Source organism: Frankia sp. AgKG'84/4, assembly GCF_023242965.2.
Taxonomy (GTDB): Bacteria; Actinomycetota; Actinomycetes; order Frankiales; family Frankiaceae; genus Frankia.
Genome location: NZ_JALKFU020000103.1, coordinates 1 through 12,572, shown reverse-complemented (window position 1 = coordinate 12,572; position 12,572 = coordinate 1). Strand labels below are relative to the sequence as shown.

Annotated in this window: 10 protein-coding genes and 1 pseudogene; 9 read left to right on the top strand and 2 right to left on the bottom strand. The window is 71.1% G+C overall.

Annotated features, from left to right (window positions below; genetic code table 11):
• From MXD58_RS09465 to MXD58_RS09445, 5 genes are all read left to right on the top strand, one after another.
• Positions 1-197, top strand: a 197-nt coding sequence (locus tag MXD58_RS09465; RefSeq protein WP_250609204.1) for a hypothetical protein, incomplete at its 5' end; no start/stop codon positions are given.
• Entirely contained in the window at positions 194-505 is a 312-nt protein-coding gene (locus tag MXD58_RS09460; protein ID WP_248836414.1) for an AzlD domain-containing protein, read from the top strand. The genes MXD58_RS09465 and MXD58_RS09460, both read left to right, overlap by 4 nt.
• Before the next feature lie 589 nt (positions 506-1,094).
• The gene (locus MXD58_RS09455; RefSeq protein ID WP_248836415.1) at positions 1,095-1,946 is read left to right on the top strand and encodes a DUF3050 domain-containing protein; all 852 of its coding nucleotides are present in this window, start codon (positions 1,095-1,097) and stop codon (positions 1,944-1,946) included.
• A 53-nt stretch (positions 1,947-1,999) separates the two neighbouring features.
• Entirely contained in the window at positions 2,000-2,839 is an 840-nt protein-coding gene (locus tag MXD58_RS09450) for a PAS domain S-box protein (RefSeq protein WP_248836416.1), read from the top strand.
• Between the two features lie 49 nt (positions 2,840-2,888).
• Positions 2,889-4,745 (top strand): class I adenylate-forming enzyme family protein, encoded by a 1,857-nt coding sequence (locus MXD58_RS09445; RefSeq protein ID WP_248836417.1) that lies wholly within the window; start codon positions 2,889-2,891, stop codon positions 4,743-4,745.
• A gap of 279 nt (positions 4,746-5,024) precedes the next feature.
• On the opposite strand, the gene MXD58_RS09440 is transcribed toward MXD58_RS09445, so the two are convergent.
• Positions 5,025-5,099, bottom strand: a complete 75-nt coding sequence (locus MXD58_RS09440) for a hypothetical protein (protein WP_248836650.1) — start codon at positions 5,097-5,099, stop codon at positions 5,025-5,027.
• 717 nt (positions 5,100-5,816) lie between these two features.
• On the opposite strand from MXD58_RS09440, the gene MXD58_RS09435 reads away from it, so the two are divergent.
• Complete coding sequence (locus tag MXD58_RS09435) at positions 5,817-6,344, top strand: AMIN-like domain-containing (lipo)protein (protein WP_248836418.1); 528 nt, start codon at positions 5,817-5,819, stop codon at positions 6,342-6,344.
• A gap of 197 nt (positions 6,345-6,541) precedes the next feature.
• On the opposite strand, the gene MXD58_RS09430 is transcribed toward MXD58_RS09435, so the two are convergent.
• On the bottom strand, positions 6,542-8,200 hold the full coding sequence (locus MXD58_RS09430) for a YncE family protein (protein ID WP_250609205.1): 1,659 nt from the start codon (positions 8,198-8,200) through the stop codon (positions 6,542-6,544).
• Between the two features lie 799 nt (positions 8,201-8,999).
• Here MXD58_RS09430 and MXD58_RS09425 point away from each other — a divergent pair.
• The 3 genes and pseudogenes from MXD58_RS09425 to MXD58_RS09415 form a co-directional block, all read left to right on the top strand.
• Entirely contained in the window at positions 9,000-10,004 is a 1,005-nt protein-coding gene (locus tag MXD58_RS09425) for an AAA family ATPase (protein ID WP_248836419.1), read from the top strand.
• A gap of 368 nt (positions 10,005-10,372) precedes the next feature.
• Positions 10,373-11,893: a DUF58 domain-containing protein gene (locus tag MXD58_RS09420; RefSeq protein WP_248836420.1), complete on the top strand. Its 1,521-nt coding sequence runs from the start codon at positions 10,373-10,375 to the stop codon at positions 11,891-11,893.
• Positions 11,890-12,572 (top strand): annotated as a pseudogene (locus tag MXD58_RS09415) (transglutaminase-like domain-containing protein); the annotation flags it as partial. The gene MXD58_RS09420 and the pseudogene MXD58_RS09415, both read left to right, overlap by 4 nt.

Here is a 12,572-nt window from a genome sequence, read left to right as displayed (position 1 = left end):
CCCCGTTGTTCTCCTCCGGGCTGCCCGTTGTGCTGGCCGCCAGCGCGGCGCTCATCGTGCTGCGGCCGGCGCGGGCCGGCCAGGCCAAACGGCGCGGGACGGCCGAGCCCGCCAGGCCACGCGCCGACGCGGAGCCAGATCTTCCCGGGCGGGACATCACCGCAGGGACGTACGACGGTGCCGGGGGGCTGCGGTGAGCTGGAGCTGGCTGCTCGCGGGCGCTGCGGCGTGCTTGTTGCTCAAGGTCGTCGGCCTGGTCACCCCAAGGCGGATCCTCGATCATCCCCCGGTCACCCGGCTCACCGAGGCCATGCCCGTGGCGCTGCTTGGCGCGCTGATCGTCGTCCAGACTCTGACAACGGGGCAGCACCTCGTGCTTGACGCCCGTCTCGCCGGGCTCGCGATCGCGGCGGGCTGCGTCAGGCTGCGGGCCCCCTTCCCCATCGTGATCATCATGAGCGCGCTGGGAACGGCCGCGCTGCGCGCCCTGGGGCATGCCGCCTGACCGACCGCTGGACAGCCAGGGTGGACAGACCGATCGCTAAGAGTGAGGTACGCCGGCTGGCTGGGATCCTGGGCCGCCCACGGTCGCCCGTCGGGCCTAGGACCGCACGGGCGCGGCGGGGAGCGGGATCGGAACGTGATGGTGGGATCTTTGGCAGTTCAGACCGATGACAACAAAGCGGGTGGCCCCATCACCGCCGCCGCTCCAGTGGGCTCCAGCCGCGATGGTTGCAGTCGAATCAATTTTCCTCGTCGTCACCGAACGTACGGATGTTGACAGGGCGCGCCGCGTTGTGCAGAGTGGACACGCCGGAACGGAACCGGCGTAATTCTGAAGTCCTTGTCGGGCCGCCATCATTCGGTGAGCGCAGCCCGTACCCGCAGGTAATTCTACCGACCCGGCGTTGAGCCGATCATTGTGCCGGTCTGCGCGCCGGGGTCCGCAGTGACGTTGCCGGTTCGCCTGAAACCGCAGTCCTTCTCGTCGCGGCTAAACTGCCCAGCGCGGTGTTCCCTCCTGCCCACAGAAAATTTCCAGGTAATGCCCATCGCCCGCCCGAAATCAGGGTCTCGGCGGGAGGTTGAATGTCGTGGCTCCGCCCGGCGTTGCTGTTCGACGCAAATCACGTCGTCTAGAGAGGTCACCGATGGTCTCGCGCTACCGTTGGAGCAGGAACGACGAACGGATCGTCGATCTTGAGGTCGACACCATCAATCTCCGTTCGCAGATTGTTAACCATCCGATCTACCGGGATATTCGGTCCGTCGATCACGCACGAGTGTTCATGGAAGTCCATGTGTTCGCTGTCTGGGACTTCATGTCCATCCTCAAGGCGCTGCAGCGACAGCTCACCTGCGTCGCGGTGCCGTGGCGGCCCCAAGGCAGCGGACTGAGCCGGCGGCTCGTCAACGAGATCGTCCTCGTGGAGGAGAGTGACGAGTACGAGGACACCTTCATCAGCCACTTCGAGCTCTATCTGCTCGCAATGGGGCAGGCCGGTGCCGACACCGGTCCGATCGAGCACTTTCTGCGCGCGGCCGAGTGCGAGGGCGTCTCGCGAGCGTTGCGCGTGGCGCCGGTACCGGCCGCCGCCGCCCGGTTCGTCGAGAGCACCTGGCGGCTGATCGACGAGTGCGCTCCGCACGAGCTGGCCGCCGCCTTCGCCTTTGGCCGGGAGAACCTCATCCCGGCCATGTTCGAGCGGGTTCTCGACGGTCCGTTCGAACTCAGCATGTTCCGGGACTACCTGGACCGCCATGTCGAGGTCGACGCCGAGGAACACACGCCCATGGCCGTCCAGATGGTGATTGACCTGTGCGGTGACGACCCGGATCGATGGTCGGCCGCACGGGCCGCGGTGAGCCGGTCACTGGAGAACCGACTGGCGCTGTGGAATGACGTGCACGAGCTCATCGGCAACTCGGTGATCGCCAGCGCGTGATCGCCGGCGCGTCACTGTCTGCCAGGTGTTTCCGCGACCCCCAGGAGCCTTCGATGCCTTCTGCCGCCCTCGCCTCGACCTCCGTCGATGCCACCGACCTGTTGCGTGACCTGACCGACCTGTTCGAGAACGCCTCGGTGGGCCTGCTGATCCTTGGCCCGGACGGCACTGTCGAACGGGCTAACCGGGCCGCGCACCTGCTTTCCGGTCGCCCGCCGGGCGGCTCGGACACCCTCGCCCGCACGGCGGCCGCCGCAGTGTTCGCCGAGGCTGACTGGATTCGCCTGAATGTACGACTTGATCAGGATGGCGTGGTCCGCGGGCTGCGCGTGGCACTGCGTCAGCCCGAGGGCGACCTGCGGCCCGCGTTGATCGACGCGAACGTGGGCGGCGCCGGTGGCGGCGTCATCCGGGTGGTCGTCCGGCCGGTGTTCGATCGGCGGCCGGGCGGCTCCGCGGACGCCGATCGCGCCTCCTGGGACCAGGGGGTGCGGACGGCGACAGCCGGGCCACCCCGCCCGTCGCCGGCCGCTCCGGAGCCGGCGGTGGCCGCGGCGACCGAGCGGCTGCGGGACTTCCTTGAAAATGTTCCCGTCTCGATTCACCAGGTATCCCCGCAGGGTCTGATGGTGCGGGCGAACCGCGAGCAGCTTCGGGTGCTTGGCCATGACGCGGATCCCGCCGGGTTCCTCGGCCAGGACGCGACTGTCTTCTATCCCGTACCAGCGGAACTCCAGCTGCTCGCCGAGGCATTCCTGACCGGCGAGATGGTCTCTGACTACGACGCCGTCGCGCTGCGGGCGGACGGTCGGCACCTCCCGGTCACGGTGTACACCAGCCCGGTAGCGGAGCCGACGGAGGTCGCGAGCCGGTGCTTCCTGTTCCTTCGCTGAGCATCAGGGTGCCCACCGCGAGTCCGCCACCGAACGAGAGGTGATGCTCATGTTCCGGTCCGCTGTGCGTGCGGCCGCACTGCCCGCGGCCTACCTGTCCTTCGTCGCGTGGTCGGTGGGGCTGCCCGAGCGCCTCGCGCTGGCCGCGCGTCCCATCTCTCTGGAGACGATTCCGGACCGGGCCGCGCGTCGCCACGGCGACCGGCCCCTGCACTCCTCGAGCAGGCCGATCCGCTGGTCGGTTCCGGCCCTACCGGCGACCGACCGGGCGACCGAGTGGAGCGCGGAGCTGATCCGGAGCACGACCGGCTATGTGGCCGCCGCACTGCGACATCAGCTCCAGGTCGCGCGCGGCGACCGGGTTGCGATCATGAAGGAGAACCACTTCGACTACCACCTGCTGCACCTGGCCGCGGTCAGAGCCGGCGGAATCGCCTGCCCGATGAACGGCATGTTCGCCGCGGAGAAGGTCGGCCCCTACCTGGTCAACATCGATGCGCAGGTGCTGATCACTGATGTGCCGACGTTGCGCCGAGTGCTCGCCGAGGGCGGCGATCTCGGTGCTGTGCACTCGATCGTCCTCGCGGACCAGCCAGTGGACACGGCCGATCTCCCGGCTCTGCCCCAGCCGGTCGCCGGGCGCACGAAGCCTGCCGTGTACTGGATTAACATGCTGCTCGAAACAGTCGACGGCCCGGTGGATTCGCTTCCCCGCGGACCTGAAGAGCCGCTCTACCTGGTGCACTCCTCGGGCACGACCGGCTTTCCCAAGGCGGTCATCCTGCACAACGGGCGCCAGGCACACGCCCTCCGGGGCTGGCTGTGCTATGTGCACGCGTCCTCGCGACGGGACCACGGGTTCTTCGCCCTGCCCAACAACCACCAGGCCGTCATCCTCAGCTTCAACGCGACTCTGCTCGCCGGAATCCCGGTGCACTGGCACGAGGCGTACAGCCGCGAGGGGTTCGATGCCGCCGCAGTAGTCCGGGAGCTGTCCACCGGAAGATACACGGGCTTCTTCGGCTTTCCCATCGCCTACACCCAGCTCAAGGAGCAGCCGTTCGATCCGAAGCGGCTGCGCGCCATGCGGTTCTGGGCGAGCACTGCCGACGCGTCACACGAGGCCATCATCCGTACCTTCACGCCGTTGGGCGGTACGTTCCGCCGGCTCGGACTGCCGCTGCGGGGATCGGTATTCCTGGACGCGCAGGGCTCCAGTGAGGTGGGTACGCCTTCGGTGCTTCGATACTACACGACCCTCACCCGCCGCTACCAGCGACGGATCGGCCGACGGCGCTCAACGCCGTTCGGCCCGAAAATCCGGGTGACCCGCGACGGCCAGCCGGTTGGCAAAGAGACAGTTGGTCGCCTTGAGGTTCGTGGCCGGACGGTGTTCGAGGCGTACTGGAACAACCATTCGCTGACCTACACAGCGCACCGCGACGGCTGGTTCTTCACCGGTGATGTCGCGCGGATCGGCACAGATGGGCACGTCATCCAGCTCGACCGGGAAGTCGACGTGATCCGGACCGCCGAGGGTGACGTCTACAGCCTCCCGATCGAGGAGATCTGCCACCACCATCCTGCGGTCTACGACATCTGTGTCTACGCTGCGCGGCAGGACGACGGCAGTCAGCTCCCCGCAGCGGCCGTCGCCCTCCGGCCGGAGTGGACGGTCGACCCCGCCGATCTCACGATGGAACTCAACACATTGCTGCATCCTGCGCAACGGCTGTGTCGGGTCGAGATCCTCGACTGGGCGAAGTTCCCGATCGGGGTGACCGGGAAGACGCTGAAGCGCGTCTTCCGGGAAAGGACCGAGCTGGTCGCACCGCCGGAGGCAAATCGCCCGATCGTGCTCAGCCAGATCGGGCCGCCGAAGAACGACGCCGCGCTGCCCCGCTAGACAGGGGCCGCGGCCCCGGAACCACCGCGGCTCTGACGGCCCGTTCCGCCCACGATCGCAATGCCCGTAGAGTAAAAGGAGGTCGACGTTCTCCGTCCGGGGCCGGCGAAACGCCGCAGGGGTGCGTCGTGCCAAGGGGGCGGAGAGCCTGACGGACGCAGGTCGGCGGGCGAGCGATCCGCGAGTGTGAAAAAGAAACATGATCATGTTTGTCGCCGTGCTGATCGGCGTTCTCGCGGTGGACGCGAAGTACGGGGTCTACCAGTTCGGGCGCCGATCTCAGCCGGAGAAGTCGAGGTCAATGACCTGGTAGAACGCCTTCGAAGTATCGGCAACCTCCCAAACGCTGAGCAGGACGTGGTATCCGCGCCGCGCCGGCGGGACGAGTTCGTGCCGGGTCGGATTCTCCGGTATAAGGTCATCCGTCGCCTAGCGCCGCATTTGCTGGTTTGCATTGTGGTAGGGCGGGAACGGCGCGGCATCCGCAATGATTCTTTCGCGATGCCGAATCCATTTCCGAAGATTTCGGTGAACTTCGGTCCGTCGGTCCGCCTTCCGGCTGCACCGCCCAGGTCGGGGCCGGTGCGATCGGGGGATGCGGCGGCCTGGTCGGGTCGCCTCGCGTGAGGCCGATGGCTTTGGACCCGCCGCCCCGGCCCTTCCGCTGGCTGCGCTGCTCGCCAGGCCGGCGGGCAGGTGCTGGTTCCGTCACCACGGCCGCCGATCATCGTGGATGATCGGCTCTCGCGATGTTCGTTTCGCGCATTTCGGGTATGTCTTGGCTGTGGGCCTTGGTCCTTCTGGTGTGGGCGCGGAGCGTCGTGGGGGTTGTGCATGAATGGCGAGATGATCGCGCGACCTCCGAGGCGGGACGCCCGGCTGGGCCGGGTAGTCGCTGCTGCGAACGGGCGGGTCTGGGGGGCGAACGGGCGAGCGTGGGGTCCGAACGGGCGGGGGCGCGGCGCCGCCCTTCTCGGCGCGTTGACAGTGGCGATCCTTCTCGGCGGATGCGGTGGGTCCGGGTCGGAGGGCCCGTCCTCGACGCCGCCGGTGTCGTCATCGACCCCGGACGTGGCATCCCCATCGGCCGCCGGTCCGTCGGCCGGGCCGTCCGCCGCGGCGTCCACCGGCGCGACCGACGGCCCCCGGGACAGCGCGCGCAGCTGGTCGAGCCAGCCCGCGTCCGGATCGCCCCGGCAGCCGGCACCTGTCCGGCTCGTCTCCATCCGCAGCGCGCCGAACGTCGACAACGGCGTCCGCTACGAGCGGCTGGTGCTGGAGTTCGCCGACGGAGCCCCGGGCTATCAGGCGCAATACGTCCGGTCGGTGATGCGGCCGGGATCGGGCGCGCCCCTGCCGCTGGCCGGCCAGGCCGCCTTCGAGGTCGTCCTGACCTCAGCCACGGCCCACGACGACGGAGGCGCCTCGACGCTGCGCACCCCGCCCGACGGACACGGCCAGTCGGGGCTGATCAGCTATGCGATCGCAGGCGACTTCGAGGGCACTGTGCACATCGGCGTCGGCCTAACCCGGGTGAGCGGGTTCCGCGTCATCCAGCTGAGCGATCCCAACCGCCTGGCCATCGACTTTCTCGTTTGATCTCCGCCTGGCCTCGCCCCGCCTGGCCTCGCCTGGCCTCGTCTGCCTGGCCTGGCCTCGTCTGCCTGGCCTGGCCTCGTCTGCCTGGCCTGGCCTCGCTTGCCTGGCCTGTATTGGGCCTGGCCTGGCTTGTCTGCTCCGCCGGCGCCGCCGCTCGGGCCCCTGCCACGTGCGAGCGGGCTCGGCGGAGGGCCTAGTCAGTGCCGTCGGGGTGCCGGGGCCACTCCGCGGGGATCGGGCCCAGGTGGAACGGCTGTCGTCAGCTCCGGACCGGGGGTGGGGGGCTGCGTGCCGGGCGGGCTGGGCAGCGGCGGGGGAGTCGGAACGGGGGGCGGCATGGTCGGATGCGGCGGTACCGGCAGTGGGCTTGGCCGCGTGTCGGCGGCGCCGGATGCCGCCGCCGGTGACTGCCCTGGGCGCGGCTGGCCTTCCGAGGCAGCCGGCGTAGGCGCGGTCGGCACCGACCGGGGCCGGGGTGGCGGTGCGGGCAGGGGCAGCGGCGGAGCCGACCCGGTCTGACCGGCGAGCCCGGCCGGCTGCTTCGAAAGGGTCATCCTGCGGTCGCCGTCGATCAGCATGAGCGCGGGGCTGTCCGGATCGTTGACCCAGACCTGATCGCCCCCGGCGGTGACGGTCAGCCGCTCCTTCGTCGTAGGCGGGGTCGAGGCCGAGCCGGGCGCCGTCGGCGCGGTGAGCGCCGATCCTGGCGGCTGCGGGCCCGCGATCCGGATCGGGTCGGCGAAACGCTGGGTGCGGGTGTCGAACACCCAGACCACCTCGGCCAGCCCGTCGGGCACATACACGCGCCCGTCGTGCCAGAGCGGTGGACCGAACTGACCATGGGTGAGGTCTCCCGACCGGGCTCCGTCACCGTCATCGCGGGGGATGACATCGCCCGGGCCGGCGGGCCGAGCGATGTCCGGTAGCCCGGTCGGACTGGTGTTCACCCCGGACCGGGCCTGCTGCCCGCCCGGACGGGACGGCGTGCTCCCGACCGCTGTCCCGCTTTCCGGCAGGCTGACGGATCGCGCCGTGCGGGTGGACACGTCAGCGAACAACAGATGGCCCGTCACCGCATCGAGGACGGGGACCGTGCTCGCCGCGGTGACCGGCGCGGCCACGACCGCGGCGGCGGAGGAGGGGCTGGCCGCCGTCGCCGTGGGCAGGGCCGTGGTCTGACCGGCGCGACCGCCGACGAGCGGGGTGACGGTGGCGGCGGTGCCGTCGACCACGACGGGCCGGCCGTCGGCGAGGACGACGTCGATGGCGTGTGCCGGCGGGGCGACGGCGACAGGAGCCGCTGGTACCCCGCCGCGGACGGCGACGACCGTGCCGCGGGACCGGACGGGCACCCACAGGGTCCCGTCGTCCGTCTGGGCGACCGAGCCGAGCGCACCATCCAGATCGAGAACAGGGCCGAGGACACCCAACCGCCGCCCGTCCAGGCGGCGTATTCGCCCGGTCGGGCCATCGATGACATAGACAGTGCCGCGCGCGGCGGTGAGGGTGGCTCCCGCGGGCAGCCTCACCGTGCGAGCCGGGGTGAGTCGTTGCGGCTCGATGAGGTGAAGCAGACCGGCGTCCTCGTCCGCCACGAGGAGGTCCGGCCCGTCCGCGACGACCGACAGACGGTGGCCGGCGCCACCGGGAATGGTGATCGCCGCGTCGGCCCGGCCCGTCGTGCTCTGCAGATGAGTCACGACACCGGCCGTCTCCCAGGGCAGCCAGACTCCGCCATCGGTCGGACGCAGGGTGATCGGATGGCCGCCCGGCGCCGAGACGGCCATCCCGATGCTGACACAGAGCACCACGCCGGCGACGCGGCAGAGGACCTGGCGAAGTCGTCGCCGGAACATCGGAATGATCGACTCCAAGCGGGGTGAGGAGACGTCCGCAGTGTGGCGGATGGGTAGCGCGATCGGGTGATGGTGAGACGTCACCCGCGATGGCGGGCGGGACGACGGTCGTCACGGCAGACCGCGGCAGCACCGGTACCAGGCGCGCGGCGGCGCGACGACTGCCCGGCTGGCTGGGGCGGTGTCTGTGCGGGTGTGCCACCACGCCACCCACACAGACACCGCCGGGTGAGCGCCGTGGGAGGGGTGCAGCGCTCACCATTCCCCGCACACATTTCTCAACGCATGCGGGATGTAGGTGTTTTGCTCGCGATAATTCGTTGACTGTTCGGAGGGTGGCGCCTGGCTGGCGTCGCCCATTCGAGGGGTTAGACGCGGCGTTCCGCCGACAGGTTGCGATCCAACTGCTGCCATTCGTGACATCGACGCCGTCGGGCGGCGCACCGTGCGGGAATGACCCCGTCGCGGCGTCGGCGGGCTAGTCCGACTGATCATCGGATCAACAAATTTTCTGGGCTATGGCACAACGAAGTCGGGCTGCCCGTCGTCTACCGGTGCGGAACGGCAAGTCCGCATGGTGACGACGGTCGCCAGGGTGGCCGTTCCCGGGCGGACATCCCCCACCGCCCGCTCGGCGGACCGGGCCGGTCGCCCCCCTAGGCCGGCACGGTCCGCCTCCCCGCACCCACCGCACTGCCGCGCCGCCGCACCAGATGGTCCAGTCCGAACGGTCCCGATCAAAGGAGGCCCCGGTGACGAAACACCAGCTCGCCTACCCCGAGCGGGCCCGGAGCCAGGCGTGACGGGCAGGGGAGACGACCGCGGCGACCTGCGCGGTGACCAGCTCGGCGTCGCCGCGTTCTCGACAGCGTTCCACGACGTGGTGGCCAACGTCGAAAAGGTCATCCGTGGCAAGCGTGAGGTCGTGGAACTCGCCACGATCTGCCTGTTCGCGGAAGGCCACCTGCTCGTCGAGGATGTTCCCGGGCTGGGCAAGACCTCGCTGGCCCGCAGCCTCGCGGCGTCGGTGAACGCCGGCTGCCACCGGATCCAGTTCACCCCGGATCTGCTGCCGGCGGACATCACCGGGACGGTGGTCTACGACCAGCGCGCGAACGAGTTCGATTTCCGGGCCGGGCCGGTGTTCGCCAACCTCGTCATCGGCGACGAGATCAACCGTGCCTCGCCCAAGACGCAGTCCGCCCTACTGGAAGTCATGGAGGAGAGCCGGGTCACGGTCGACGGTACGAGCTACTCGGTACCCCGCCCGTTCATGGTCGTCGCGACCCAGAACCCGATCGACATGGACGGTACGTACAGCCTTCCCGAAGCCCAGCTGGACCGGTTCCTGATGCGACTGAGAATGGGTTATCCGTCGGTTGACGCGGAACTCGAGATCCTGGAAGGCCGACAGGTGGGCCGGCGGGTGGAGGACCTGCGGCCAGTGATGCGGGCCGAGGACGTCGTGGCCCGATCGGCCCAGACGCTCGCCGTGCACGTAGCGCCCGCGCTGCGCCGCTACCTCGTGGACCTGGTCGCGGCGACCCGTGCGGTGCCGGACATAGTCCGACTGGGCGCCAGCCCCCGCGGCAGCATCGCCATGCTGCGCGCCGTCCAGGTCCGCGCCGCCGCGCAGGGCCGCCTGTTCGCCACCCCCGACGACGCCAAGGCCGTGGCGGGCCCAGTTCTGTCCCACCGCCTGGCGCTCAGTCCGGAGGCCGAGCTGCGGCGGGTCATCGCGGAGGACGTCATCGACGAGATCCTGCAGTCGGTTCCGTCGCCGCGCCGGCTCATCGGCATCTGATCGTGCCCTCGTCCGAGCAGCGTCGTGGTTCTGGCGGTTGGGACGTCGGGCTGTTGCCGGCCGGCGAGAGCGAGACGGCGACCACTCCGCTGCCGGCCCCGGTCCATGGTCCGTGGCGCCGCGGACCGTCGCCGGCGCCAGAACGCCGGAACGGACTGGTCGCGCGTGGACTGGGTGAGAGACATCGGCCGCGGCCCGGGCCGCGCGGCGGGGCTGGCCCCAGCCCCGAAGTCGAGACCGACGTCGCGGGACCGAGCGGTGGCGACGCCCCGGCCGACCAGGATCGCCCAGGTGGACCAGACACGGACCCGACCTGGTCAGCCCGCACCAAGGCCCCGAGGTCGAACCGGCGGAGCCCGCAGGCGTCCATGGCGCGCACCGGCCCGACCGGGCGGGTGACCATCGGGACGACTCGTGCGCCGGGAGAGCCGCCGGAGCCCGTCGGTGTCACCGCGGCCCGCTCCCGGGCGCGGCTGACACCGACCGGCTGGGGGATGCTCGTCGCCGTCGCCACCCTGCTGGCCGGCGCCCGCGTTCTGCGTTACGCGGAGCTGGACGTGCTCGGTGGTACGGCGATCGCGTCGGTCGGGCTCGCGGTCGTCTTCTGCGCCCGCCGCCCGCGGGTGTCGGCGGTGCTGCGGGTTTCGCCGCGACAGGTCGCCCGGGGCGAGCCGGCCGAACTCGTCATCGCTCTGACGAATCTCTCCCGCTGGTCGTCGCCGGCGTTCGTGCTCCGCCTCGATGCCGGCTCAGCTCCCGACGGCGCCGGTCGGCCGGTCGATTCCGTCACCGCCGGTGGTCCCGCCGCGGATCCGGCCGAGGCGGCGGGATCCGCGCGGCAGGCGATGGTGCTGCGGATAGCTCACCTGCCGCGCCGTGGGAGCAGGTCATTCGTACTGGCTCTGCCGACCCAGGCCCGGGGGGTGCTGCGGCTGGGTCCCGGCGAGCTGATCAGAGCCGACCCGTTCGGGCTCGTCGTCCGTCGGCAGGCACTGGCGACGGAGACGACGTTGTACATCCGCCCCCGGGCGCGGCACCTCGCCCCCCTGGCCTCGGCTCCGTCCCGCGAGCCGGACGGTCAGACCGGGCATGGCACGGCCGGGGGACTGGAGATTCACACCCTGCGGCCGTACGCGGCGGGTGAGGACCTTCGTCTCGTGCACTGGCCTTCGAGCGCTCGCGCGGGTGAGCTCATGGTCCGCACCCACGTCGATCCCACCGAACCGGCCGCCACCGTCGTGCTCGACGTGCGGCCGGGCGCCTATCCGCCGGGACGGGCGGGAGCCGTGGCCTTCGAGGACGCGGTCGAGGCAGCCGCCGCGGTGATGATGACCTGCGCGCGGGAGGCGTTCGGCGTCCGTCTCGTCACCACCGCCGGGCTGCGGGTCGCCGGCCGGCGTCGCCGACGGGACGCCGACGTGCTGCTGGACGAGCTCGCCGCCGTCCGCCTGGACGAGCGCGCCACCCTCGACGTGGTCGGCACGCTGCGCCGGGGCGGGTTCGGCACGCTCGTCCTGGTCACCGGCGGTTTTGACCGACAGGCTCTGGCGGCGCTGGCACCGGTGGGTCACGCGTACGGGCGGGTGGTGCTGGTGCGCGTCGGGCCCAGGTCGGCGGCGACCGCCCGCGCCGTGGACCGGCGGAACTCCGCCGACCGGGCCCGACTACGCCATGTGCCCCCCGTGCGCGCCACGGGGCTGTCCGGCTGGGCCGGGTCCCGGCTCCCCGGTGGCCACCATCCCGGCGGGGGACACCATGCTGACGGTCTCGGCCTGCGGACCGCCGGCCGCATGACCGTGATCGACGTGCCGGACGCGGCGGCGCTGGCCACTCGATGGCCCGCGGCGGGCCGGTCGGGCTGGGCCGTGACCTGGGACGGCCGTCGGTGAGCGTCGACGCCGCGATGGGGCCCGACGTGGTGGGGCACGACGTGCGCCCGCCGGTCGGGCCGTCGCCCACTGCGGAGGCCGGCCCCGTGGCCAAAGCCGGAGCCGCAGATCGGGGTGATGAGGCGGGTCCGACCCGAGGAGGTCGCCCGGGCGCGCTGGCGCTGGTCGCGGGACTCGCGCTGGTGGGTGGCCTCGGGTTTCGCCGTGTCTTCGCCGGCCACGACCTGCGGGTGATCATTCCGGTGGCCGCGCTCGTCCCCGTCATCCTGGTCGGGGTGCTCGGGGAGCGCCGTCGGCTCCTGCCACTGGCCGTCACCGTCGCGGCCTGGGGCGTTGGCTTCGTGGTCTGGGCGGCCGCGACGGTCGCGTCGCCGGCCGGGAGTATGCCCGGACGGCTGGGCATGGTCCGAACCGGTGCCCTCACCGGCTGGTCACGGCTGCTCGACACCGCGGTTCCCGCCCCCGCCGAGGCCGCCCTGCTGCTCTTCCCCGCCGTGCTGACCTGGCTCGCCGCCGCGCTCGGCGCTGAACTTGTCATGCGCACCCGCACCCGGCTACTGCCCGTGCTGCCCGCGGCGGTGCTCCTCACGATCGCCGCGGCCTACCGCGCTCCCGGCGTCGGCGCCGATCTGCCCCTCGCCGGCACCTTCGCCGCGCTCGCGGCCGCCCTGCTCCGGCT